The sequence below is a fragment of the Falsochrobactrum shanghaiense genome (genome assembly GCF_003149535.1).
Lineage (GTDB): Bacteria > Pseudomonadota > Alphaproteobacteria > Rhizobiales > Rhizobiaceae > Brucella > Brucella shanghaiense.
In genome coordinates, this window is the sequence record NZ_QGDB01000002.1 from 179,909 (window position 1) to 204,848 (window position 24,940).

Here is a 24,940-nt window from a genome sequence, read left to right on the forward strand (position 1 = left end):
GATCCCAAAGCTGTTTTGCAGCTTTCAGACAGAACTCCAGAGGGTAGAAAATGCGGTCATCCAGAATTATTCATGTCGTGAGCTGCCATGCCGAGGGCGAAGTGGGCGATGTTATCGTCGGCGGTGTGGCTCCGCCTCCCGGAGACACGGTATGGGAGCAGTCGCGCTGGATTGCGCAGGATGAAACGCTTCGGAATTTTGTGCTCAATGAGCCGCGCGGCGGCGTGTTCCGCCATGTCAATCTTCTGGTCCCGCCAAAAAATCCCAAAGCGCAAATGGGCTGGATCATCATGGAGCCGGAAGACACGCCGCCCATGTCCGGCTCCAACTCGATCTGCGTTTCGACGGTCCTGCTCGACAGCGGTATCATTCCGATGACGGAGCCGATCACCCGGATGGTGCTTGAAGCGCCTGCCGGGCTTGTGGAGGTGGAGGCCGAATGCCGCAACGGCAAGGCGGAGCGCATCACGGTCACCAATGTCAAAAGCTTCGCGCAAAAGCTCGATGCGACGCTCGACGTGCCGGGTCTTGGCAGGCTGACGGTCGATACGGCCTATGGCGGGGACAGTTTCGTGGTCGTCGATCCAGAGCAGGCCGGGATTGAGCTTGTACCCGAAAATGCACGGCTGATTGCCGAAACGGGCATCAGGATCACCAATGCAGCCAATGAGCAACTGGGGTTTTCCCACCCGGAAGACACAGGCTGGGACCATATTTCCTTTTGTCTTTTCGCAGGCCGACCCTATCGTCAGGATGGTGAATTGATGGCCAAGTCGGTGGTGGCGATCCAGCCGGGAAAGATCGACCGCTCCCCAACGGGTACGGCAGTATCCGCGCGGATGGCCCTGCTGAATGCGCGCGGCGAACTTGCAGAAGGTGAAACCCTGACCGGTATTTCCATTATCGGCACCCGGTTTGTCGGCAGACTTGTGCAGGAAACGACGATTGCAGGGCAAAAGGCGATCATCCCTTCGATTACCGGTCGCGCATGGATCAGCGGCACATCGCAACTCATGCTCGATCCATCCGATCCGTTTCCCGGCGGCTACAAGCTGTCCGACACCTGGCCGATGATAAGATAGGAAGCAACAATGCCAATTATTCGTGTGGAGCTTTTCCCCGGACGCAGTGTAGAGACGAAGACCGAGATCGCCGAGGCTTTTACGCAGGCCCTCGAAAAGATCGCCGGTATTTCGCCGCAGGCAACGACCGTCATGTTCAGCGAGGTTTCACCGGAGGACTGGTTTGTGGGCGCCAAGGCGTACAGCAAACCATCCTCACCGGATTGACGGCATTTCGACGAAATGGCTACCCGCTGCATCTTCGGGAAGGTGTGGCGGCGCCCCTACACGCGCCGATTTTCGATGCCGACATATTTAAGATACTTGTGAATGCCATATTCAGCAGCAAGACCGAACTTGTCGCGCTTGATGAGTGCCAGGGCCGCTGATGGGTGCGGCGCTTTTTCCCTCCATCTTGCTTGAGCTGTCGGGTTCGGGCTGTTAAGTCCTCCGCCCGTAAAGATTTCCCGAAAAGGTTTTGTGATGATGAAGGCTGATCCGGGCCGGTTTGACGGCGTGACGCTGGGGATCGACTTTGGCACGACCAATACGGTTCTGTCCGTTGCCAGTCCCGATGGGACCGCCGCTGTTCTGAGCCTATCCAAGGACGGCAAGGAAATCACCGGCTACCGCTCGGTCCTCAGCTTCTGGCAGGACCGGGAAACCGGCCACCGCACATATGAAAGCGGCCCATGGGCGATGGATGCATTCGTCAATGCGCCGCATTCCACGCGCATGCTGCAATCGTTCAAGAGTTTCGCGGCGTCAAAATCCTTTGTCGATACGCCGGTCTTCGGCAAGCGTTTCAAATTCGAGGATATTCTCCAGACCTTTCTCGAAAGCGTTGCGGCGCGGCTGGGTGACAAACTGCCAGCGCGAAAAAATCGCGTGGTCATTGGCCGTCCGGTCATTTTCGCCGGTGCCTCGCCCGACGAGCAGCTTGCCATGCAGCGTTATGAAAAGGCATTCCGCGCCTTTGGCTTTACCGATATTCACTATGTCTACGAACCGGTTGCCGCTGCCTATTTCTATGCGCAGGAACTCAAAGCGGATTCCACCGTACTGGTGGCGGATTTTGGCGGCGGCACCAGCGATTTTTCCATCGTGAAATTCGAGGTCGGAAAAGACGGGCTGAGCTTTGCCCCGATGAGCCAGACCGGCGTGGGCATTGCGGGCGACACATTCGATTACCGCATCATCGACAATGCTGTCTCGCCGCTTCTGGGCAAGAACGGCGAGTATAAATCATTTGGCAAGAAACTGCCCGTTCCCCGGCATTATTATGCGAATTTTGCGCGGTGGAACACGCTGTTCCTGATGAATTCACCCGCGACGATCCGCGAACTGACGGACCTCGCAAAGCAGGCTGTCGATCCCCAACCGCTCGAACATTTCATCAATCTGATCGAAAACGATTATGGTTATGAAATCTATCGCGCCGTCTCGGATCTGAAAATACGCCTTTCCTCCGACAGAATGTCGGCCTTCCGCTTCAGGGCGGATGATTTTGAAATCCGCACCGACATCACCCGCAATGATTTCGAGAACTGGATTTCCGACGATGTGCGCCAGATCGGGCGCTCGGTGGATCAGGCTGTCGAAAAAGCGGGGCTGGATTTTGCGGATATTGACCGCGTGTTCCTGACGGGCGGCACCAGCTTTGTGCCGGTCATCCGCACCATATTCGAGAGCCGTTTTTCCAAAGCCATGGTTACAAGCTCGAACCAGTTCGATTCCATCGCCACCGGCCTTGCGCTGATCGGGCAGGATGCGGATATTGCCCGCTGGGCGGTGAAAGCGCTTCCAGCAAAACTGTGAAAGTGGTTCCGGCGTTTCTGCTGTAACAAGACCGCCCTAAGTCGTGCTCAGCGCAGGCTGAACATATCGACGAATTCCTGCGCTTTTGCCAGATCCCCTCGCGCGCCGATCAATCCCCCGGCGATCAGTTGCGACAAGGGGGCCTTGCCGTAAACGGCAATTGCCATCGTGTTGCCGGTGCCCGTCAGGATGAAGTCCGCATCGGGTCGGGCTACGGCCCTTGTCGAAAAATCACCGTCGGCCAGTTGCATTTCGAAGGCTTCCTTTCCCATCTCGAAGCCAGCCAGAGCCATCCGGTCTGCCGCTTTTTCTGCCACAAGGTTCACACTCATCGAGATCATGAGCGCCGTCGGGCTGATGAAACGCGAGGGATCGTGCCCCGGCAGCGTCACGCCCCAGCGGCACAGCGCTTCAAGGATCGGCAGCAGCCCCCTCCCGGCATCCGTCAGGCTGTAAAGCCCCAGCCGTTCATCGTGGATGACGATCCCCGCCTCCTGTAATTGCGCCAGCCGCCCGGTCAGGACGCTGGCCGTAATGCCCGGCAGGCCGGAGCGGATCATCTGGAAACGCTTGGGGGTGAAGATCAGTTCGCGCACCACCAGCAGCGCCCAGCGATCGCCAATCGTATTGAGCGCGTGCGCGGCCAGGCAGCCTTCATCGTAGCGAGAGCGGGAGTGCGGAGGATGCATGTTTTTAGTCATATTTTCATACTAGCAGTTGCTTTTTGATACTACAAGAGTCATGCTGGCTTCAAGGGGCTGCCATCTTGTCCGCGAGGAGACATGAAATGACCTATTATACCGGTACAATCGCAGCCGTTCCGACGGGTAATAAAGAAGAATATATGAAGCATGTCCATGCGGCCTGGCCGTTGTTTCGCAAGCATGGTGCGGTCCGCATGGTCGAAAGCTGGGGTGTCGACATTCCCAGGGGCAAGGTCAACGACCTTTATGGCGCGGTCGCTGCAAAGGACGATGAGGCGGTCGTTTATTCCTGGCTGGAATGGTCAGACAAGGCGGCAGCCGACAAGGCCTGGCAGAATATACAGGACGATCCTGCCATGAAGGATTTGCCGGAAATGCCCTTCGACGGCAGCCGTATGATCTTTGGCGGCTTCGAGCCGATCTTCGAGGCGGGGAGCGACCGCAAGACGGGCTATATTCAGGGCTTCGCGCTGGCCGTTCCCGAAAAGAACAGGGACGCCTATACAAAAATGGCGGGTGACGCCTGGGAAGAAGCCTTCCGGCCCCATGGCTGCCTTGGTCTGGTCGAGGCATGGGGCATCGACGTGCCGCATGGCAAGCAGACGGATTTTTATCGCGCCACCCATGCAAAAGACGGCGAGGTTCCGGTATTCAGCTGGAGTGCCTGGCCCGACCGGGCGAGTTGTGATGCCGCATCCAAGGCCATGGCCGCGGACATGGAAGGCAAGGAGTTCCCCGACATGCCGTTTGATGGCATGCGCATGATGTGGGGCGGCTTTGATGTAAGCTTTGACTCGGATCGGGACGCATGAGCGTCCTTCTCTTCACCTATGACTGGCTGCCGGGCTTCACCCATGGCTTCGTGCGTGACATGCGCGTGCGCTGGGTTCTGGAGGAAACCGGGCGGGCCTACCGCGTGGCCACCGTTCCGGTCCATCCAAAAAGCGATGAGCATCGCGCCATGCAACCTTTTGCGCAGGTGCCCATTATCAAGGATCGTGACCTGACGCTTTTTGAAAGCGGCGCGATCCTGCTGCATCTGGCCGAAGGCACCGCGCTGCTGCCGCAACATCGTCGGGCAGAAGTGACGCAATGGCTGATTGCCGCGCTCAATTCTGTCGAGAGTGCCAGCGCTGGCTGGATGAACATGATCCTTGCGCAACGCATGCCCCATATTTTCGGGCCTCCTGCCGCGCCTGAGGTCGTTGAACATGCGCGTCAGGGCCTGCGAAGGAAACTCAAGGGTCTGGATACGCTGATGGAAGATCGTGAATGGATCGCGGGCGATTTCAGCGTGGCGGATATTATGCTCGCAGATGTTCTGCGCGTCTGTGCTGCCGAAAAGCAGCTCGATGATTATCCTGCTCTGGCGGACTATGTGACACGCGCCACCGCACGGCCTGCTTTCAGAAAGGCCATGGAGGATCATATGGCCCATTGGCAGGCTGCGGATGCGGCGCGCGGGATAGGTCAAGCGGGCGCATAAAATTGATGGAGGAGAAAATGACAAGCTATCAGGGCAATCCCTGCTGGTATGAGCTGGGCACCGGTAATCTGGCGGGCGCCTGCGATTTTTATGCCAAAATTTTCGGCTGGCAGATCATGGATAGCGGCATGGAAGGGTTTGAATACCGCCTTGCCAGATCCGAAGGCGATATGGTCGCCGGGATGATGTCGAACGCCGCGCAGGAAGGAAATCCACCGCCGCACTGGCTCATTTATTTTGCCGTCGATGATTGCGACAAGAGTGTCGCGGCCATCAAGGCTGCGGGTGGTAAAATCTTCAGGGAACCCGCCGACATTCCCGGCACGGGCCGCTTTGCCGTGGTTGCCGACCCCCAAGGAGCCGCCTTCGGCTTGCTGCAACCCGATATGAGCCGGATGAGCGATGCCGATCGCACCCGGGCTGAAGCGGGTGAGGGGGCATTCAATCAGCAAAAGGCCGGGCATGGGAACTGGAACGAACTCATGTCCAGCGACCCGGATGCCGGGTTCGACTTCTATGCCGGGCTGTTCGGCTGGACGAAGGGCGAGGCCATGCCCATGGGCGAAATGGGTGTTTACCAGTTGTTCCGCCATAAGGGTACGGATATTGGCGGGATGATGGGGCTTGGCGATGCGCCGGTGCCGGCATGGCTGCCTTATTTTGGCGTCGACGGCGCGGTGAGCGGCGTCGTCGAAACGATAGGATCGGCAGGCGGCAAGGTCCATTACGGTCCCATCGAGGTTCCCGGTCCCGCCTTCATCGCCGTGGCGCAGGACCCGCAGGGGGCGTGGTTCGCCGTCGTGGGTGCAGAAAATTAAGACGCGCTTGCATATATTTCCCGAATGCGGAACAGCCTATCGGGGAATATCCCGATAAAGGCGAGGATCGAAGTGGAAGCGTTCCATGAACTGTTTCTTGAACACGGCAGCGTTCTGGAAGCCGTAATTGAAGGCAATATGCTTGATGCTCAGATTTCCGATCTGATTGGTCAGCATGTCGGCATAAACCTGATCGAGCCGCTTTTGGGTAATATAGGCCTTGACGCCGAGTTCTTCCGAGAACAGGCGGTAGAGGCTTGAGCGCGAAATATTGAATTCCCTGCAAATCGCATCCACCGTCAGGCGGACGTCCAGCGCATTCTCGCCTATATGATTTATGATGTCTTCCTTGAGGCTCTGATGTCCGGCTTTTCCTGAAGACATCTCAAAATGCACGCTGCTCTTCATCGATCCAAGCAGGGCATACTTATATTGTCGAAGCAGGGTTCTGTTCTCCGGCGTCAAATGGTTGAGAAGCTCATGAAGAATATGACGCTCGACGGAATAACGCATGGATTGCAGATCGAAGATGAAACCATGCAATTCCCTGCGGCCTGCCAGGCTCCGGCATTCATATTCCGATACGAAAAAGAACATGACCTCGATCGGCGCGTCACAACTTGCCTGAAATTCATTCATGCAATCGAGCGCGATCAGGGCGTTTTTATCGATTCTATGCGTCGTGTTTTTAATGTTGAATTCGATATTGCCGGATAGCGGCCAGAGGAAGACAAAGCTGTTCAATGAACAATTCTGGACTTCATCCTGTATTCTGGAAAATATTTCCGGCTCAAGCCGCATTCGCCCAAAAACAAAACCGGAGTTTAATGTCAGGCTTTCCCCCGGCTTGCGCCCCGAGCCTGCAATGACCGGGCCGACGGATAGTATCATATGCCATAATTCATTGCGTGATTTGTTTTCTGCGGCAAAACTATTGTAATTCTTCAAATTAAACACTCCTGTTGCCATCATCATGACGGTTTGAAGCGATCAGGAGAAATAGTCCCGGATCAAGGTCGCTGATCAATTCTCATCAATCCTCAGGGCAAGTCCCCCACCGGGTATATTATATATGACTCCATAAGAGATTAATGAAACAAGAGCCGGTTTGGCTCCTGTTTCGGTAAAGCTGTATTCAGCGGCCGGGGCGTCCGGTCTTGCCGGGGCGGCGCTTCTTGCGCGCGGTTTCCGCCGGGTCCTCATAAGAGCCGATACCGGCACGCTCGCGGCGGATCGCCGGATCATTGCCGCCCGCGGGCACTTCCGTCCGCTTGACGGTCATTTCGTCGAGCGTGTTCTTGCGAAACAGCGGCTTTGCCATGTCCGTGCCCGGCCCCATATTGTCGAGCGACGGCTTCTGGAACAGCGACTTGCCGCCCGGTTTACCTGAAACTTTGCCCTTGCCGCGCCCTGATCCCGAAATTTCCATCTCCATTTCGCGCGCGAGCGGGTCGTCCGCAATGGCCAGTTCCGTTTCGCGCAGGCGCTTGATCTCGTCGCGCAGGCGCGCGGCTGTCTCGAAGTCGAGGTCAGCTGCGGCATCGCGCATCTGCTTTTCCAGATGTTCGAGATGCGAGGCAAGATTATTGCCCATCATCGCGCCTTCTTCGGCAAAGCCGGAAATATCGGCGCGGACGTGATCCTGTTCATAGACCGAATTGAGAATATCGGAGATATTCTTCTTCACCGAAGCAGGCGTGATGCCGTGTTCCGTATTATAGGCTTCCTGCTTTTCACGGCGGCGGCTGGTTTCATCCATCGCGCGCTGCATGGAGCCGGTAATATTGTCGGCATAGAGAATGACCTTGCCGTCAACGTTACGCGCGGCACGGCCGATGGTCTGGACGAGCGAGGTTTCCGAACGCAGGAAGCCTTCCTTGTCCGCGTCGAGAATGGCGACGAAGCCGCATTCGGGAATGTCGAGACCCTCGCGCAGCAGGTTGATGCCGACCAGCACATCGAATGCGCCAAGCCGCAGGTCGCGAATGATCTCGATGCGCTCCAGCGTGTCGATGTCCGAATGCATATAGCGCACGCGAATGCCCTGCTCGTGCAGATATTCGGTCAGGTCTTCGGCCATGCGCTTGGTCAGCACCGTGCAGAGCGTGCGATAGCCCTTGCGCGCCGTCTCGCGGATTTCGCCCAGCACATCGTCCACCTGGCTCTTGGCAGGGCGCACTTCGACGGGCGGATCGATCAGGCCGGTCGGGCGGATCACCTGCTCGGCGAAGACGCCGCCGGTCTCTTCCATTTCCCATTTGCCCGGTGTGGCTGAAACGGCGATGGTCTGCGGACGCATGGCGTCCCATTCCTCAAAACGCAGGGGCCTGTTGTCCATGCAGGAGGGCAGGCGGAAGCCATATTCGGCCAATGTCGCCTTGCGGCGGAAGTCGCCGCGATACATGCCGCCGATCTGCGGAACGGTGACGTGGCTTTCATCGAGGAAAACCAGTGCATTATCGGGAATATATTCAAACAGGGTCGGCGGCGGCTCGCCCGGCTGACGCCCGGTGAGATAGCGCGAATAGTTTTCGATACCGTTGCAGACGCCGGTTGCTTCAAGCATTTCAAGGTCGAAATTGGTGCGCTGTTCCAGCCGCTGCGCTTCGAGCAGCCGTCCGGCGCCATTGAGTTCGGCAAGCCGCTGCTGCAATTCTTCCTGAATGGAGCGGATCGCCTGATTGAGCGTGGGGCGCGGGGTCACATAGTGCGAATTCGCATAGATCTTGACCGATTGCAGATCGCCCGATTTCTGCCCGGTGAGCGGATCGAATTCGGTAATGGTTTCGATCTCGTCGCCAAACAGCGAAATGCGCCATGCCCGGTCTTCCAGGTGGGCCGGGAAGATTTCGATTGTGTCGCCGCGCACCCGGAACGAGCCGCGCACGAAATTGATGTCCTGCCGCTTATATTGCTGCGCCACGAGGTCGGCGAGAAGCTGGCGCTGGTCGAGCCGGTCGCCGATCTTCATCTCGAAGGTCATGGCGGTGTAGGTTTCGACCGAGCCGATACCATAGATGCAGGATACAGAGGCGACGATGATCACGTCGTCGCGTTCAAGCAGCGCGCGCGTTGCGGAGTGGCGCATGCGGTCGATCTGTTCGTTGACCGTCGATTCCTTCTCGATATAGGTGTCCGAGCGCGGCACATAGGCTTCCGGCTGGTAATAGTCATAATAGGATACGAAATATTCCACGGCATTGTTGGGAAAGAAGTTCTTGAACTCGCCATAGAGCTGTGCCGCCAGCGTCTTGTTGGGGGCCAGAATGAGCGCGGGGCGCTGCGTCTCCTGAATGACTTTCGCCATGGTGAAGGTCTTGCCGGAGCCGGTGACACCAAGCAGAACCTGTGTCCGCTCCTCGTCGGCCAGCCCTGCAACCAGATCGCTTATGGCCGTCGGCTGGTCGCCGGAGGGCTCGAATTCCGACACCATCTGGATTGCGATGCCGCCTTCGGACTTGGCCGGGCGGACGGGACGATGCGGCGTCCAGAGCTGGCCGTTCTTGAACAGCGGATTGCCCGACTCGATGAGGTCGGAAAGGGCTTTCACGGTCGCGGTCGCGCCGGTCGGATTGAGCCTGGCCGCGTCTTCGAGGCTTATGTCGAGACCGGCCACGGGATTGAGACCCGCTGCCGCGCGTTCCTTTGCCGAGGCCGCGCCGCCCATGGAAGTGCCGCGCGCGCTGCGGGTCGCTTCCTTGCTGCGCTGCGGGAGTTTTTTAGCGGGCTTCGGCTTGCTTTTCGGCTGTTCGGCCTGCTGACCGATGTCTTGCGCCCAGTCGGCGATCGAGCCGGAAAACGGCGCGCCGGAGAATTCCGACTGCGGTGCTTCACCGAAGCCACCCGAGCCGTCGTGTGAATCCTGAGGATATTTGTCTTTTGAGGAAGCCATGGACCCTATATGGAAGCTTGGTGCACAAATGAAAAGAGCCTGTTGAGGAAAACCGATCAGGCGCGCTGGAAATACGCACAGGCCTGTTTCATACTCCACCCTGACTCCTCACCAGACTTTACAGGATAATCCATGAGCGAAGAAGCCCAACCCCAAGGTATGCTGACACTGCGCGTCCCGGCCATGCCGCAGGATGCCAATGCCGCCTTCGATATTTTCGGCGGCTGGGTCATGGCGCAGATGGATTCCGCCTGCGGCATTCGCGCTGCCGAGCGTGCCAGAGGGCGCGTGGTGACAGCCGCCGTGCGGGAAATGTCTTTTGCCAAGCCCGTCAAGATCGGCGACACCCTTTGCGTCTATACGCAGATCACGCGCACGGGCCGCACGTCGATCACCCTGAAAGTGGAAGCCTGGGCGCAGCGCTACCTGACCCACCAGATGGATCTCGTCACCCATGGCGAATTCGTCATGGTGGCGCTGGATGAAAACGGCAAGCCGACGCCGCTGCCTGCCGAATAAGCGGTCTATTTCCTTATTTGCAGGCGCGGTAGCCGTTGCGGCGCGGCATCAGGTCGAAATGGAAATGGTCCGCATGTTCGCGATTATAGCCGGGGCCGAGCACGGTGGTGAAATAATCGCACGCATCCGAACGCACGCTATTGAGCAGGCCCTTTTCGCGAAAGGCGAAGAAACCCGGCTTGCGCACGACGATATTCTTGCCATTGTTGAGCGTGATCCTTGTCACGTCGATGGCGTTGCCGCGTGAATGTTCCGACATTTTCGCGCCGCGGCGGTGGTTCATCGTGCGGCAGGAATAGCCGCCGGCATTGTGGATCGTATTGACGCCGGAAAGATAACGCAGGCGCGAGGAGGGTTGCAGGTCGCCCTTGATCCAGCGGGCAAAGGCTTCGGTAATCTGGCAATTCAGCGTCGCCGCCGGTTTGAAGGCAATCGAGCCGCTGGCAAAGCCGCTGACCTCGATCGGATTGTCGATGCGGCAGCTGTCGCTGCGATAGATTGGCGGTTTTTCCGTAAACACCACGCCGAGCCGCTTGAGCCGCGTCCGGCAGGCCGCTTCGGAACTGGACAGGGTGTAGATATTCTGGACCGCTGAAACCGGGTTCTGGACAGGGGCGGCAAAACCGTAATCGCCGGAATAATCCGGCTGGTTTCGCGCAGGAAGACCGGCATGGCCTTCTTCCTCTTCCGCAAGCCCGATGATGCGCTCATCCTGCGGCGCAGGGCTGGCGACCGGTGCCTGCGGTATGATGATGTCCGAATTGCTGATTTCTGCCTGCGGTCGCGGCGGCCGCTCGCCCGAGCAGCCTGATGCCAGAAGAAGCAGCATCAGCGCAGCCGGAAATGCAGCATGCCGAAAACGGTTGGACAAAACAGAACTCATGCCCATACCTTTCTTCATATTCATGCCTTTCCCGGGCCGGGTCATCGGGGTGTGGTTCCTGCGCATATTAGAAGAGAAGCGTAAACGAAGCGTCAGTGCGCGCGTTAAGCTCTGTGGCGCAAAGAGGGCAGCTTTGCTATAGGCGAAAGCGGCGGTTCCGGGCCAACCGCGCTCCTGTCATTCCGGTCCCTGAAGTCCAACGCCATGTCCGCATTATTATCGCCGAGCGTCCTGCCGATTCTGCTTCTGATCGGCTCGAATATTTTCATGACCTTCGCCTGGTACTGGCACCTGAAATTTACCAATATGCCGTTGCTGACGGTGATATTCATCAGCTGGGCTATCGCGCTGGTCGAATATTTCATGGCGGTGCCCGCAAACCGCATCGGCCATGCGGTCTATTCGGCAGCGCAACTCAAGACCATGCAGGAAGTCATCACGCTGGTGATCTTCGCGCTGTTTTCGGTCTTCTATCTCAGGGAAGCCTTTGGCTGGAATCACCTGCTCGGCTTTGCCCTGATCGCAGGCGGAGCCGCGCTGATCTTCAAGCCCTGATCATTCGGCTGCTTCGGCGATCGGGGCCGGGACGGGTTTCCTGTTCCAGAACAGGGGAACCAGTTCGACGGCCAGCATGGCGGCAAAAAGCAGCCCGCAGCCGATAAAGCCGATCAGGCTGAGCCGCTCGCCGAGGAAAAGCGCGCCGAAAAAGGCTGCGAACAGGGCTTCCGAGGACAGGAAAATCGCAGCCTGCGCGGAACTGGTATAGCGCTGGCCGACCGCCTGCAGGGTGAAGGCTATGCCGGAGGAAAACACGCCGGTAAACAGCAATTCCTTCCAGGTCAGCGCAATCGCGTCCCAGCGGATGTCTTCGACCAGTCCCGCGATCACAAATCCCGCCAGGGCCGCGGTCGCAAACTGCACGCAGGTGAGCATGATGGGACGGCCGGTGCGTCCGGCCCGGCCAATGAGAATGACCTGCATGGCCCAGAACAGGGCCGCGCTGATGACCAGCCAGTCGCCTTGTTTCAAGGCGTCGAGCTTGCCGCCCGAAAGAAGGAATATGCCGGCAAGGCAGGCGGCAGCACTGGGCCAAACGACCGGATGCGGCCAGGCGCGGAAAATCAATACGCCAATGATGGGAACCAGAACGACATAAAGGCCGGTCAGGAAGCCCGCATTGGTGACGGAAGTGGTAATCAGGCCGATTTGTTGCAGGGCCAGCCCGACGAAGAGCGTCAGCCCGACCATGATGAAATAAAGATAGTTGCCCGCCTGCAATTTGCGTTGCGCCTGTCGCCCTTCGGCGATGGCAAGCGGCAATATGGTCAGCGATGCGATGGCCGCACGCAGGGCGATGAACAGGAAGGGACCGATGCTGGCCATGGCGGTGGACTGGGCGACAAAGCCCATGCCCCAGATGACACCTGCCAGAAGAAGCAGCAAATTGGCCTGTATGCGTGTCATTATCGCCTCGTGGACAGGGGGAAAGCCGCGCCTTGCGGACGGCGCAGCTATACGCATTATCAGGGGCCAACGGCAAGGGCGATGCGCATCATGCGACATTGATGCCGGAATGATCATTTCCTGTACAAATGGCGGATTGTGTTTTTTCTTCGTGAAAAGATGAATGGAAATGCTATAGTTTATGCAGCAGCAATTTGAACGGTTCCGAAACAGGTGTTTTGGTGACCGTTTTCTTTTTGTTTACCGGGGATGCTCGCATCCTCCGGGAGGTCGTTTTGTGCTCTTTTCAGGGCGCGAAATAAGGCGGGCAATCAAAATGCCGCCGCGTCTGATCCCAAAAGGAAGCGCGGCGGAAGACGGAAAGGACTGTATCGGGTATGGAAAAATTCCCTATGACCCCTGGCGGTTTCGAAAACCTCAAGGAAGAACTTCGCTGGCGCCAGCAGAACGAGCGCCCGCGCATCATCGAGGCGATAGCTGAAGCGCGTGCGCATGGCGATCTTTCGGAAAATGCCGAATATCATGCGGCCAAGGAAGCCCAGAGTCTGAACGAAGGCCGGATCAACGAGCTCGAAGATCTGGTCGCGCGGGCCGAAGTGATCGACGTATCCAAACTGACCGGCGACAAGATCAAGTTTGGCGCCACCGTCACCATGATCGACGAGGACACCGAAGAAGAGAAGGTCTATCAGATCGTCGGCGATCAGGAAGCCGATGTGAAACAGGGCCGGATTTCGATTTCGTCCCCCATCGCGCGGGCGCTGATCGGCAAGGGCGAGGGCGACACGATCGAGGTCAATGCCCCCGGCGGTTCGCGCTCCTACGAAATTCTCGCGCTCAAATTCGTTTGAGGCCGCAGCAGATGCGCCTTCCGGCTTCAGGCGTCGAGGTCGTCGCGCCCAATTTCAAGCGCCGCCTTTCCGGCGTGACCTCGACCATCGTGCAACTCATCCCCTTGCAGCGCGCAAGGGGGCTGGAGATCGCAACGATGGGGCCGGGACTGCCTGAGCAGCTGCCGCATCTGGGGTGGAGCGCCGTTTTTTCCTTCTGGAAAAGACCGGAAGGGCGGCGCTTTCGCATCTGGCATGCGCGCCGCAATATCGAGATGCTGGCCGGTATCTTCATGCGCGACGTGCTGCGCATGAAATTGCGGCTGGTCTTCACCTCCGCCGCCCAGCGCCATCACAAGCCCTTCACGAAATGGCTGATTCGCCGCATGAATGCGGTGATCGCGACCAGTGCGCGCTCCGGCAGCTATCTGGAAGTGCCGCATCAGGTCATCATGCATGGCGTGGATCTTGAGCGGTTTCATCCGCCGAAAGAGGCTGCGGACCAGTTCAGCGCATCCGGCCTGCCGGGCAAATATGCGGTGGGCTGTTTTGGGCGCGTGCGCCATTCCAAAGGCACCGATCTCTTCGTCGATGCGATGATTGCGCTGCTGCCGCAATATCCCGAATGGACGGCGGTGATTACCGGACGCACCACCGCCGAACACAAGGCGTTCGAGGACGGATTGAGAGCGCGCATCGCCGCCGCCGGTTTGCAGGATCGCATTCTTATTCTGGGTGAAGTGCCGGATGTGCGCATCTGGTATCGCCGCCTGACGCTCTATGTCGCGCCCTCCCGCAATGAAGGCTTTGGCCTCACGCCGCTTGAGGCCATGGCCTCGCAAACGGCGGTGGTTGCAAGCGATGCGGGCGCTTATGCCGAAATGATCGTCGAGGGGACCGGCAGTTTCGTTCCCGCTGGCGATGGCGCTGCGCTGCGTGACGCAATCGCGCCCTATCTTGCCGATCCCGCCATGACCTTGCGGCAGGGAGAAAACGCACTCGCCCATGTGCGCGAAGCCTTCCCGCTTGAGAGGGAAGCCGCTGCAATCAGCGCGGTCTACGAACGGGTTTTTGACGGTGCGCAAGATTAAGCGCATTCCGAAAACCGTCACCACGACCTAGCACCCGATCTCGTGATGCGCAGGGCGTGACTTTTCGAGCCAGCCATCGATACTCTCAAGAAATTCTGAAGAATTGCACCCGGAAAGCAGGCAGTGCTTGCATCCCTGTTCGCAAGCGTTTATGTCAATAATGTTACGATATTACATAACATTCCAAATCAGGAGAAGAGAGCATGAGAAACCTGCTTGCATCCTTGGGTCTTTGCGCCGCCATGGCAATCTCTGGCCCGGCGCTGGCCGCGGCACAGGAAAAGCCCGCATCCGCTCACGGCCATTCCCATAGCCATGCGCATGATCACGACAATGAAATCTACAAGGGTTATTTCAAGGACGCTCAGGTCAAGGACCGTCAGCTTTCCGACTGGGAAGGCGACTGGCAATCGGTCTATCCCTATTTGCAGGATGGAACGCTCGATTCCGTTTTCGCGCATAAAGCGGAACATGGCGATCAATCAGCGAAGCAATATCGCGATTATTATGAAATCGGTTATCGCACCAATACCGATCGCATCGTCATCGAGGGGGACGAGGTTTCGTTCCATGAAGGCGATAAAACCGTCTCCGGAAAATATGCGGACGACGGCTATGAGATTCTCAACTATGCCAAGGGCAATCGCGGCGTGCGCTTTATCTTCAGGAAGATCGAGGGAGATGATGCGGCACCTGATTATATCCAGTTCAGCGATCATCGCATCGCGCCTGAAAAAGCGGACCATTATCACCTTTATTGGGGAAATGATCGCGGGGCCTTGCTTGAAGAAGTTACCAACTGGCCGACTTACTATCCGTCTTCATTGACCGGCAAGGACATTGCCCACGAGATGATGCATCACTAAGCGGATAATCCAATATCCAACAAGGGTTAAGGTACTTCCCACACCTTAACCCGTCGCCACGACCTAAAGCATGTCGCCCGAAAGTGGGAACCGGTTTCGGGATAACGAGATGCGTTAAAATAACAACTTAAAGCGTAAGGAGCGAACCTGAAAGATCGCGACACGCTTTAGTGTAGCGAAAAAGCAGCCTCACGCTGCCGCGAATGCGACCTTGACGCCGCGCTGCCGAAAATAGGCCTGCATCAGCTTCCTGCCCGAGCGGTTGTTCTGCACCAGCCTGGCCGGATCGAAAATGGCCTCTTTCAAGCCCTCACGCTCCAGTGCAAGCTTCAGGTTTGCGATATGCACATCGATGTCGACATTATCTGCCTGAAGCGACTCGTAGATGCGGTCCATTGCGTCGGCTACCGAAAATTCGCTCACCATTAACTCCTGTTGTCGTTTGATGGGCGCTTACCACATTTTTCATTCCAGACAAATCAAACGCAACGAAATGACCATACCAAGGCGCAGGGGGACAAACCAAGGCGGCGTTTACACAACTGGCCGGTGGTTTCGCCATAGCGTAATTTCTATATTTGACGTTTACGTAAACATCAAATTGCATTAGCCTGAGTCTATAGTTGACTGCTATTCTGCTTGAGACGCATTCGGGAGCATTTCGTTTTGCGGAATTGCTCAGATGATGAATTTGGAGGATTTCGATGCCGAGCTATCGCGCGCCTGTTGAAGATACAAATTTCGTTCTCAATGATGTTCTCGATTATCAGCGCTACAACAATCTGCCGGGTTTTGCCGATGCATCCCCCGATATTGTCGAGGCGATTCTTGGCGAAGGCGCAAAGCTTGCCGAAGGCACGCTCTTTCCGCTCAATCAGCCTGCCGATCGTGAAGGCTGCAAGCGGGAAGCGGATGGCTCGGTGAAAACACCGGAAGGTTTCAGGCAAGCCTATGATCAATATTGCGCAGGCGGATGGATCGGGCTTGCCGTGCCGGCGCAACATGGCGGGCAGGGGCTTCCCTATCTGCTGCATACGGCTGTCGGCGAATATATGTCGTCCGCCAATATGGCGCTCATGATGTATCCGGGGCTGACGCAGGGCGCGATTGCCGCATTGCTCGCGCATGGCACCGACGAGCAGAAGGATACCTATCTGCCGAAAATGGTCGGAGGCGTCTGGTCCGGCACCATGAACCTGACCGAGCCGCATTGCGGCACCGATCTCGGGCTGCTGCGCACCAGCGCTACGCCGCAGGAAGATGGCAGCTACAGAATTTCCGGCCAGAAGATTTTCATCTCCGCTGGCGAGCATGACCTGTCGGAAAACATCATCCATCTGGTGCTGGCCCGTATCGACGGTGCGCCGGAAGGCGTCAAAGGCATTTCGCTGTTCATCGTGCCGAAATTTATCCCGGATGCAGATGGAAACCCCGGTGAGCGCAATGGCGTCACCTGCGGTTCCATCGAGGAAAAGATGGGCATTCACGGCAATGCCACCTGCGTCATGAATTATGACGATGCGACCGGCTATCTGATCGGGGAGGCGCATAAGGGCCTGCGCGCCATGTTCACCATGATGAATGAAGCGCGGCTTGGCGTGGCCTTGCAGGGCCTGTCCATTGCCGAAACCGCCTATCAGAATGCCGCCATCTATGCGCGTGAGCGGCTTCAGGGCCGTGCCTTGTCGGGGGCAAAAGAGCCGGAAAAAAAGGCCGATCCGATCATCGTGCATCCGGATATTCGTCGCGATCTGATGAATATCCGCGCTTATAACGAGGCGGGCCGGGCACTGCTTTTATGGGTGGCGCTTCATTCCGACATTGCGCATCGCTCTAGCGATGAAGCGGGGCGGCAGGCTGCCGACGATCTTGTCGGGCTGCTGACGCCGGTGCTTAAGGGCGTTCTGACCGATAAGGGGTTTGAACATGCCGTCATGGCGCAGCAGGTTTTTGGCGGACATGGCTATATTGAAGAAAACGGCATGAGCCAATATGTGCGCGATGCGCGCATTGCCATGATCTATGAAGGGGCCAACGGCATTCAGGCGCTCGATCTGGTGGGCCGCAAGCTGGCCTTGAACGGCGGTCGTGCAGTCACGGCCTTCTTCAAGGAGGTGGGCGAATTCTGCGAAGAAAATCGCGAAAACGAAAAGCTTAGCTTCTTCACCAAATATTTGAAAAAGGGCCTTAACGACCTTCAGGCCGCAACCATGTGGCTGATGGAAAATGCGATGGCCAAGCCCGACAATGCCGGTGCTGCCTCTAACGACTATATGCATCTTTTCGGCCTCGTCGCGCTGGGCTTCATGTGGGGCCGCATGGCGAAGGTCGCGGAAGAAAAGCTGGCGGCTGGCGAGGGCGACAGGGATTTCCTTGAAGCTAAACTTGTCACAGCGCGTTACTATTTCGAGCGGATCATGCCGGAAAGTGCTGCACATCTCGCGCGCATCCAGTCGGGTGCGGATAGCATGATGGCGCTTGATGCGGACGCATTCTGATTTTGACGGAGGGAAAAATGGCCGAGGCTTATATTTACGATCACGTCCGCACACCGCGCGGGCGCGGCAAGAAGGATGGCAGCCTGCATGAAGTGCCTGCCGTTCGTCTGGGCGCGAAGGTGCTGGAAGCCCTGCGTGACCGCAACGGCATTGATACAGCAAAGGTCGATGACATTATTTTCGGCTGCGTCGATCCGGTCGGCGAGGCGGGGGCCGTCATTCCGCGCTCGGCGGCTTTTGAAGCGGGTTACGATTTCAAGGCTCCGGGCATGCAGATTTCGCGCTTTTGCGCATCGGGTCTGGATGCCGTCAATCTGGCTGCGGCCAAGGTGGCTTTCGGTTCCGACAATCTGGTGATTGCAGGCGGGGTGGAAAGCATGTCGCGCGTCGGTATGGGCATGTCGGGCGGCGCTTGGTATATGGACCCGTCAGTGGGTTTTCCCGGCTATTTCATGCCGCAGGGTGTTTCCGCCGATCTGATCGCCACGAAATATGGTTTTTCCCGCGATGATGTCGATGCCTATGCGGTGGAAAGCCAGAAGCGCGCGGCGAAAGCGTGGGAAAAGGGCTATTTCAAAAACTCGGTCATTCCCATCAAGGATCAGAACGGCCTGACCATTCTGGACCGTGACGAGCATATGCGCCCCGGCACGGACATGCAGGCTTTGGGCCAGTTGAACCCGTCTTTCGTGATGCCCGGTGAAATGGGCGGCTTCAATGCGGTCGGCATTCAGGCGCACCCGGAAGTCGAAACCATCAATCACGTCCACCATGCCGGCAATTCGTCGGGCATTGTCGATGGTGCGGCAGGCGTGCTTGTCGGGTCAAAGAAGGCTGGCAAGGCGTTCGGCATCAAGCCGCGTGCGCGCATCCGCGCTTTTGCCAATATCGGCTCCGAACCGGCGCTGATGCTCACCGGCCCGGTCGATGTGACGCAGAAGCTTCTCAAACAGTCCGGGATGAAGCTTTCGGACATCGACCTGTTTGAACTCAACGAAGCCTTTGCCGCCGTGGTTCTGCGCTATTGCCAAGCCTTCGATATTCCGCAGGACAGGATCAACGTCAATGGCGGCGCAATTGCCATGGGCCATCCGCTCGGGGCTACCGGCGCGATGATCCTTGGCACGGTGCTCGATGAACTCGAACGCCGCGATCTCAATGTGGCGCTGGTGACGCTCTGCATCGGCGCTGGCATGGGCACGGCCACCATCATCGAGCGTGTATAAGGGAGGCATCATCAATGGCTTACAAGAATTTCAAGGTTGAAACCGACGCCGACGGCATTGCTCTCGTCACATGGGATATGCCGGAAAAGTCGATGAATGTCTTCACCGTCGAGGTGTTGCAGGAGCTTGACGCCATCATCGATGCGACGAGCGGCGATGAAAAGGTCAAGGGTGTTGTTATAACATCGGGTAAGGAAAGCTTCTCCGGCGGTGCCGATCTGACCATGCTCGAAGGCATGTTGAAGGATTTCCAGAAGCAAAAGGCCAGGGACAGCCAAGGCGCGGTTCAGTCCCTGTTTGATAATGTCGGCAAGATGAGCGGCCTGTTCCGCAAGCTTGAAACCTGCGGCAAGCCATGGGTTTCGGCCATTAACGGCACCTGCATGGGCGGCGCGTTTGAAATGTCGCTCGCCTGCCATGCGCGCGTGGCGTCCGATGCGCCGGGCGTGAAAATGGCCCTGCCGGAAGTAAAAGTGGGCCTCTTCCCCGGTGCTGGCGGCACGCAGCGCGTTCCGCGTCTGACCAACCAGCAGGACGCGCTTCAAATGATGACCTCCGGCTCCAGCCTGACCGCGCAACGCGCCAAGGCCATGGGTCTCGTCACGGAAGTGGTGCCAGCCAAAAAGCTGATTGAGGCTGCAAAAAAGCGCATCAAGGGCGGCCTGAAACCGGTGCAGCCATGGGATGAAAAGGGCTTCAAGCTGCCGGGCGGTGCGATCTATTCGGTTGCCGGTGCCAATCTCTGGCCTGCCGCCACGGCCATATTGCGCCGCGAAACCTCGGGCAATTATCCGGCAGCACTTGCGATCCTCAAGTCTGTCTATGAGGGGCTGCTGGTGCCGTTTGATACGGCATTGACGATCGAGCAGCGCTATTTCACCGAAATCCTGCAAACCACCGAAGCGGCGATGATGATCCGTTCGCTGTTCGTGTCCTTGCAGGAACTCAACAAGGGCGCGCGTCGTCCGGCCGATGAAAAGCCGACGAAATTTAAGAAAATCGGTGTGCTTGGCGCGGGTTTCATGGGCGCGGGCATTGCCTATGTGACCGCCAGGGCCGGTATTCCGGTGGTGCTGATCGACCGCGATCAGGAATCGGCTGATAAGGGCAAGGCGCACGCAGCCGATCTCATCACCAGGGAAATCCAGAAAGGCCGCGCGACGGAAGCCGACAAGGAAATGCTCCTGTCGCAGATTACCGCAACGGCCGATTATGCGCAGCTTGAAGGTGCCGATCTGGTGATCGAGGCCGTATTCGAGGACCGTGACGTCAAGCGCATGGCCACCGAAAAGGCCGAGGAAGTGCTCAAAGCGTCTGCGATTTTTGCGTCCAACACTTCGACACTGCCGATTACCGGGCTTGCGAAAGTCTCCAGACGCCCGAAGAATTTTATCGGCATTCATTTCTTCTCGCCCGTCGATAGAATGATGCTGGTGGAGGTGATCCTCGGCAAGAAGACGTCCGACAAGGCGCTGGCCACAGCCCTTGATTATGTGCGCGCGATCAAAAAGACGCCGATCGTCGTCAATGACACGCGCGGCTTTTACGTCAATCGCTGCGTGCTGCGCTATATGTCGGAAGCCTATAATATGCTGATTGAGGGCGTTCCGGCGGCGATGATCGAAAATGCCGCCCGCATGGCCGGCATGCCGGTGGGGCCGCTGGCGCTCAACGATGAAACCGCCATTGATCTTTCGCAGAAGATACTGAAAGCCACGCTTGCCGATCTGGGGCCGAAGGCGATCGATCCGCGCCATGTGGAACTGGTGGATCGGTTGGTTGATGGGTTCGACCGCAAGGGCCGCAAGAATGGCAAGGGCTTTTACGACTACCCGGCAAAGCCCGCGAAAAAGCATCTCTGGCCGGGGCTGAAAGACCTCTACCCGCAGCAGGACCCGGATAAGATCGATGTGGAGGAGTTGAAGGAACGCTTCCTCGTCACCATCGCTCTGGAAGCGGCGCGCGTGATGGAGGAGGGCATCGTCACCGACCCGCGCGAGGCCGATGTCGGCTCCATTCTGGCCTTCGGCTTTGCGCCCTATACGGGCGGAACCCTGTCTTATATCGACGGCATGGGCGCGAAGAAATTCGCCCGGCTGGCGAAGACGTTGCAGAAGAAATATGGCGCGCAGTTCAAAGCGCCCAAGCTGCTGCTCGACATGGCAGAGAACGGCGAAAGCTTCTACCAGCGCTTCAACCCTTACAGGACGGAAACGAAGAAGGCCGCGTAAGCGGCCTTCCATCCTGCGTCGTACCGAATAATATTAAATGAAATGAGAAAATTTTCCCTGTAATATCACACATCTTGCCTGAAAGCGCGTTTTTCGCTAAGTTATGGCAAAAGATGGGATGAAGTTAGGTTTAAAATCCTCTTTGGCGGATCATTACAATGTTTTCTCATGATAGCGTCTGGGCTGCGATCGACGCTCTGGCTGAACGCAACTCCCTGAGTGCGTCCGGCCTTGCACGGCGCGCGGGTCTTGACCCCACGACTTTCAACAAGTCCAAGCGTTATGCGTCCGACGGGCGCGCGCGCTGGCCCTCGACGGAGTCGCTTGCCAAGGTGATGGAGGCGACAGGCGCGAGCTTTGACGAATTCACGCGCCTTATCAGCGGTCAGAATTCCGAGCCGCAATATGGCGAATATACGCAGGAACCACGTTCCATTCCGCTGCTCGGGCTGGCCGAGGCCGGTGCGGGCGGCTATTTCGACGATGCCGGTTTTCCTGCGGGCCAAGGCTGGGACATTGTGGAATTTCCGGCAGGACCGGGCGAAGGGGTCTATGCGCTGGAGGTTTCGGGAGAGTCCATGCAGCCGCTCTATCGCGATGGCGATACGCTGATCGTTGCGCCCAACGCGCCGGTGCGTCGCGGCGACCGCGTTGTCGTGCGCACAAAAAATGGAGAAGTCATGGCCAAGATATTGCATCGTCAGACGCCGCGAACCATCGAATTGCATTCGCTCAATCCCGACCATCCGCATCGTTCATTCGACACGAAGGATGTTGAATGGATCGCCCGCATTCTCTGGGCGAGCCAGTAATGGCCCGATCGCAAAAGCCCCACGCGCAGATGAAAAACCATGCGCGCCCGGTTTTCGGCATTCTCGCCGCATTGTCGGGTGCCTTGCTGCTGAGCGTCTTCATCGCGCCCTTTTATGGTGCGCTGGATCGCCCGGTAACGGTGATCGAAGGCGGTGCGGGACAGGCAGAGGGCAATTCCGGTCAGGGCATTGTGGTCGAGCAGTTCGATTATACCGAACCCGAAGCCAATCCCCTGCCAGACAGTTCTTTGCCGGACAGTCCTGCCTCAGCCGCAGCACCGGAAACGCCGCGCGATTCTGCATCGGGCAATGATGACGCGCTTGAGCGCGAGCCGCCGCGTGCACCATTGAGCGATCTTGGCCTTGCCAATGCGCCGCAGCCGGAACCGGCCTTGCCTGCCGTGCCTGTTAATGCGGATGAGCCGATGCAATTGCTCCAGCGCCCGGTGGCAATTGCTGCCGGAAAGCTTGAAACGCAGGGCCGTATTATTGAACTTGAAGGTATCGAGGCCCTGCCGATAGAAGAAATGTGCCAGACTGCATCGGGCGAAAGCTGGCCTTGCGGCATGCAGGCGCGCACGGCCTTTCGCCAATGGCTGCGCTCGCGCGCGATCATGTGCCGCCTGCCGCAAAATGACAGTGGCGAAGCGGTGGCGACAAAATGCAGCGTCGGCGATGATGATGCAGCACTGTGGCTTGTGAACAATGGCTGGGCGAGGGCTGTTTCCGGCGGTGCCTATGAAGAGGCCGGGCAGAAAGCGCAGCAGGCGCGGCTTGGCATTTATGGCGACAAGCCCGACACGTCCCTGCCGGAACTGGAAACATCGCCCGGCATGCCATTGCAGCCCGCGCCTGAAACGCCGCAATCAGACGGCGATTTTCCGCCTGCGCCGCAGCCTGCACAATAACCCCGCCGCCCCCTGCCTGAAGGATCCGGCAGGGGAATGGTTGTGGCCGCAGTCTATGACAATTCGCCCGCCAGCGCCTGTTTGATCAAGGCGCGGGTTTCGTCGATGCCGTAAAGGGCGACGAAGGAACCAAAGCGCGGGCCGCGCTCCTGCCCGATCAGCACTTCGTAGAGCATCTGGAAGAAGGAGACCGACACGCCGGGACCGCCTTCCGGGCTTTTCTTGTTGTGATCCTGATAGCGCTCGATGGCGCGGGCGACATCGAGAATTGCGTTCTGGATGTCGTTGCCGTCTGCGCCTGCGGGAAGGCTTGCAAGCTTGGCGTCGAGGCCCTCAAGGGCTGCGCGTTCCACATCGTCGGGCGCGCGGAACTGTTTGGTGGGCTTGACGAAATCGTTGAAGTAACGGATCGCATAGCCGACCAGCGCATCGAGTTCGGGATTGTTTTGCGGCGTGACGCCGGGCGCATGGCGTGAGATGAAGCCCCACAGCACGGCGGGATTTTCCGCATTGGACGCGCTCACCAGATTGAGCAGCAGCGCGAACGGCACCGGCAGGTTCACTTGCGGCGGGTTGCCGTAATGAATGTGCCAGACTGGATTGTTGAGCCGGTCCTTCCATTCCTGCCGTGCATAGGCGGAAAGATAGGTGAAATATTCATCCACCGCCTTGGGGATCACGTCGAAATATAGCTTCTTTGCGGTCTTGGGCTTCTGGAAGTTGTAGAGCGCAAGGCTTTCGGTCGGCGCATAGGCCAGCCATTCATCGATGGAAATGCCGTTGCCCTTCGACTTGGAAATCTTCTGGCCCAACTGGTCGAGGAAAAGCTCGTAGACAAAATGTTCCGGTGCGCGTCCGCCCAAAATTTCGCAGATGCGGTCATAAATGCCCGCATTGGTCTGGTGGTCCTTGCCGAACATCTCGAAATCAACGCCAAGGGCAGCCCAGCGCATGCCGAAATCCGGCTTCCATTGCAGCTTCACATGACCGCCGGTGACGGGCAGGGTGGTTTCCACGCCGTCTTCATCGTCAAAGGTGATGGTGCCCGCCTTGGCATCCACCTTCTTCATGGGCACATAAAGCACGCGCCCGCTCTTGGGCGAGATCGGCAGGAAGGGGCTGTAGGTCGCCTGACGCTCTTCGCCAAGGGTCGGCAGCATCACCTTCATGATGTCGTCATAGCGCTCGGCGGCGCGCAGCAGCACCGCATCGAACTTGCCGGACTTGTAATATTCTGTCGCGCTGGCAAATTCATAATCGAAGCCGAACGTGTCGAGGAAGCGGCACAGCATTGCATTATTGTGCTCGGCAAAGCTCTTGGCCTCGCCGCCAAACGGGTTGGGCACGGAGGAAAGCGGCATATGCAGATAAGGCTCAAGCGCTGCCTTGTCGGGCACATTGTCGGGGATCTTGCGCATGCCGTCGAGATCGTCCGAGAAGCAGATGAGCCGCGTCTTCACCTTGTCTTCGGTGAGCACGCGAAAGGCCTGACGCACCATGGTCGTGCGCGCCACTTCGCCGAAGGTGCCGATATGCGGCAGGCCGGAAGGGCCATAGCCGGTCTCGAAAATCACCGTATCGGGCAGGCCGCTCTTCGCATAACGCTTGAGGATTTTCCGCGCCTCTTCAAAGGGCCATGATTTCGCCTCCGCAGCCGCCGCGGTCAGTTCCGGGGTCAGCGTGATTTCGGGAAGACGATGCGAAGTCATGGTTTTGGTATCCTGTGGAGATTTTGGGTAAACAAGCATTTTCAATGCACCCCTGCTCTATGGCGTGCCCTGACGCGCGCGTCAATCTTGCTCGCCGCAAATGCCGACGAATTTCCTTGCGCAC

General features: G+C 57.9%; 23 protein-coding genes. 16 read left to right on the forward strand and 7 right to left on the reverse strand.

From position 1 onward, the window contains the following. Positions 1–50 precede the first annotated feature (50 nt). The 3 genes from DKP76_RS04735 (at position 51) to DKP76_RS04745 (ending at position 2,879) form a co-directional block, all read left to right on the forward strand. The gene (locus DKP76_RS04735; RefSeq protein ID WP_109705310.1) at positions 51–1,082 is read left to right on the forward strand and encodes a trans-3-hydroxy-L-proline dehydratase; all 1,032 of its coding nucleotides are present in this window, start codon (positions 51–53) and stop codon (positions 1,080–1,082) included. A gap of 9 nt (positions 1,083–1,091) precedes the next feature. Next, positions 1,092–1,289, forward strand: a complete 198-nt coding sequence (locus tag DKP76_RS04740) for a tautomerase family protein (protein WP_109705311.1) — start codon at positions 1,092–1,094, stop codon at positions 1,287–1,289. A gap of 255 nt (positions 1,290–1,544) precedes the next feature. Then, positions 1,545–2,879, forward strand: coding sequence for an Hsp70 family protein (locus tag DKP76_RS04745; protein WP_109705312.1), 1,335 nt, complete (start codon positions 1,545–1,547; stop codon positions 2,877–2,879). Between the two features lie 47 nt (positions 2,880–2,926). On the opposite strand, the gene DKP76_RS04750 is transcribed toward DKP76_RS04745, so the two are convergent. Continuing rightward, positions 2,927–3,568: a winged helix-turn-helix transcriptional regulator gene (locus DKP76_RS04750; protein ID WP_109705313.1), complete on the reverse strand. Its 642-nt coding sequence runs from the start codon at positions 3,566–3,568 to the stop codon at positions 2,927–2,929. Positions 3,569–3,666: 98 nt separating this feature from the next. Here DKP76_RS04750 and DKP76_RS19580 point away from each other — a divergent pair, with 98 nt between their 5' ends. From DKP76_RS19580 to DKP76_RS04765, 3 genes are read left to right on the forward strand one after another with little or no spacing between them, the layout of a single operon-like run. Continuing rightward, the gene (locus DKP76_RS19580) at positions 3,667–4,395 is read left to right on the forward strand and encodes a DUF1428 domain-containing protein (RefSeq protein WP_109705314.1); all 729 of its coding nucleotides are present in this window, start codon (positions 3,667–3,669) and stop codon (positions 4,393–4,395) included. Next, positions 4,392–5,069, forward strand: a complete 678-nt coding sequence (locus DKP76_RS04760; protein WP_109705315.1) for a glutathione S-transferase family protein — start codon at positions 4,392–4,394, stop codon at positions 5,067–5,069. The genes DKP76_RS19580 and DKP76_RS04760 overlap by 4 nt, the downstream gene beginning before the upstream one ends. 17 nt (positions 5,070–5,086) lie before the next feature. Next, positions 5,087–5,887, forward strand: coding sequence for a VOC family protein (locus DKP76_RS04765; protein WP_109705316.1), 801 nt, complete (start codon positions 5,087–5,089; stop codon positions 5,885–5,887). A 36-nt stretch (positions 5,888–5,923) separates the two neighbouring features. Here DKP76_RS04765 and DKP76_RS04770 read toward each other — a convergent pair whose 3' ends face one another. Together DKP76_RS04770 and uvrB are read right to left on the reverse strand one after the other, a co-directional pair. Next, a complete protein-coding gene (locus tag DKP76_RS04770) occupies positions 5,924–6,778 on the reverse strand; it encodes a helix-turn-helix transcriptional regulator (protein ID WP_158279413.1) in 855 nt (284 codons plus the stop codon). Between the two features lie 244 nt (positions 6,779–7,022). Next, positions 7,023–9,779 carry an excinuclease ABC subunit UvrB gene (uvrB, locus tag DKP76_RS04775; RefSeq protein ID WP_109705318.1) on the reverse strand — a complete coding sequence of 919 codons (2,757 nt, stop codon included), beginning with the start codon at positions 9,777–9,779 and terminating at the stop codon, positions 7,023–7,025. A 132-nt stretch (positions 9,780–9,911) separates the two neighbouring features. Here uvrB and DKP76_RS04780 point away from each other — a divergent pair, with 132 nt between their 5' ends. Continuing rightward, positions 9,912–10,298, forward strand: a complete 387-nt coding sequence (locus DKP76_RS04780) for an acyl-CoA thioesterase (protein ID WP_109705319.1) — start codon at positions 9,912–9,914, stop codon at positions 10,296–10,298. Between the two features lie 13 nt (positions 10,299–10,311). Here the strand turns inward: DKP76_RS04780 and DKP76_RS04785 are convergent, their stop codons facing one another. After that, a complete protein-coding gene (locus DKP76_RS04785) occupies positions 10,312–11,181 on the reverse strand; it encodes an extensin-like domain-containing protein (protein ID WP_425349372.1) in 870 nt (289 codons plus the stop codon). Positions 11,182–11,385: 204 nt separating this feature from the next. Between DKP76_RS04785 and DKP76_RS04790 the strand changes: the two genes are divergently transcribed. Then, entirely contained in the window at positions 11,386–11,736 is a 351-nt protein-coding gene (locus tag DKP76_RS04790) for a DMT family protein (RefSeq protein ID WP_109705320.1), read from the forward strand. Here DKP76_RS04790 and DKP76_RS04795 read toward each other — a convergent pair whose 3' ends face one another. Beyond that, the gene (locus tag DKP76_RS04795; RefSeq protein ID WP_109705321.1) at positions 11,737–12,645 is read right to left on the reverse strand and encodes a DMT family transporter; all 909 of its coding nucleotides are present in this window, start codon (positions 12,643–12,645) and stop codon (positions 11,737–11,739) included. Positions 12,646–13,022: 377 nt separating this feature from the next. Here DKP76_RS04795 and greA point away from each other — a divergent pair, with 377 nt between their 5' ends. The 3 genes from greA (at position 13,023) to DKP76_RS04810 (ending at position 15,432) form a co-directional block, all read left to right on the forward strand. After that, positions 13,023–13,496, forward strand: coding sequence for a transcription elongation factor GreA (greA, locus tag DKP76_RS04800; RefSeq protein WP_109705322.1), 474 nt, complete (start codon positions 13,023–13,025; stop codon positions 13,494–13,496). An 11-nt stretch (positions 13,497–13,507) separates the two neighbouring features. Further along, a complete protein-coding gene (locus DKP76_RS04805) occupies positions 13,508–14,566 on the forward strand; it encodes a glycosyltransferase family 4 protein (RefSeq protein WP_109705323.1) in 1,059 nt (352 codons plus the stop codon). A 203-nt stretch (positions 14,567–14,769) separates the two neighbouring features. After that, positions 14,770–15,432, forward strand: a complete 663-nt coding sequence (locus DKP76_RS04810; protein WP_109705324.1) for a ZinT family metal-binding protein — start codon at positions 14,770–14,772, stop codon at positions 15,430–15,432. Positions 15,433–15,621: 189 nt separating this feature from the next. Here the strand turns inward: DKP76_RS04810 and DKP76_RS04815 are convergent, their stop codons facing one another. After that, a complete protein-coding gene (locus DKP76_RS04815; protein WP_109705325.1) occupies positions 15,622–15,858 on the reverse strand; it encodes a hypothetical protein in 237 nt (78 codons plus the stop codon). Positions 15,859–16,136: 278 nt separating this feature from the next. On the opposite strand from DKP76_RS04815, the gene DKP76_RS04820 reads away from it, so the two are divergent. The 5 genes from DKP76_RS04820 to DKP76_RS04840 all read left to right on the forward strand — a co-directional run bounded on the left by DKP76_RS04820 (position 16,137) and on the right by DKP76_RS04840 (position 23,107). Continuing rightward, the gene (locus tag DKP76_RS04820; RefSeq protein ID WP_109705326.1) at positions 16,137–17,930 is read left to right on the forward strand and encodes an acyl-CoA dehydrogenase C-terminal domain-containing protein; all 1,794 of its coding nucleotides are present in this window, start codon (positions 16,137–16,139) and stop codon (positions 17,928–17,930) included. A gap of 17 nt (positions 17,931–17,947) precedes the next feature. Beyond that, complete coding sequence (locus tag DKP76_RS04825) at positions 17,948–19,156, forward strand: acetyl-CoA C-acetyltransferase (protein ID WP_109705327.1); 1,209 nt, start codon at positions 17,948–17,950, stop codon at positions 19,154–19,156. Between the two features lie 14 nt (positions 19,157–19,170). Then, complete coding sequence (locus DKP76_RS04830; protein ID WP_109705328.1) at positions 19,171–21,387, forward strand: 3-hydroxyacyl-CoA dehydrogenase NAD-binding domain-containing protein; 2,217 nt, start codon at positions 19,171–19,173, stop codon at positions 21,385–21,387. A gap of 158 nt (positions 21,388–21,545) precedes the next feature. Continuing rightward, positions 21,546–22,199 (forward strand): S24 family peptidase, encoded by a 654-nt coding sequence (locus tag DKP76_RS04835; RefSeq protein ID WP_109705329.1) that lies wholly within the window; start codon positions 21,546–21,548, stop codon positions 22,197–22,199. Further along, positions 22,199–23,107 (forward strand): thermonuclease family protein, encoded by a 909-nt coding sequence (locus DKP76_RS04840; protein ID WP_245410144.1) that lies wholly within the window; start codon positions 22,199–22,201, stop codon positions 23,105–23,107. Before DKP76_RS04835 ends, DKP76_RS04840 begins: the two co-directional genes overlap by 1 nt. Positions 23,108–23,160: 53 nt before the next feature. On the opposite strand, the gene DKP76_RS04845 is transcribed toward DKP76_RS04840, so the two are convergent. Beyond that, positions 23,161–24,816 carry a lysine--tRNA ligase gene (locus tag DKP76_RS04845; protein ID WP_109705330.1) on the reverse strand — a complete coding sequence of 552 codons (1,656 nt, stop codon included), beginning with the start codon at positions 24,814–24,816 and terminating at the stop codon, positions 23,161–23,163. Positions 24,817–24,940 lie beyond the last annotated feature (124 nt).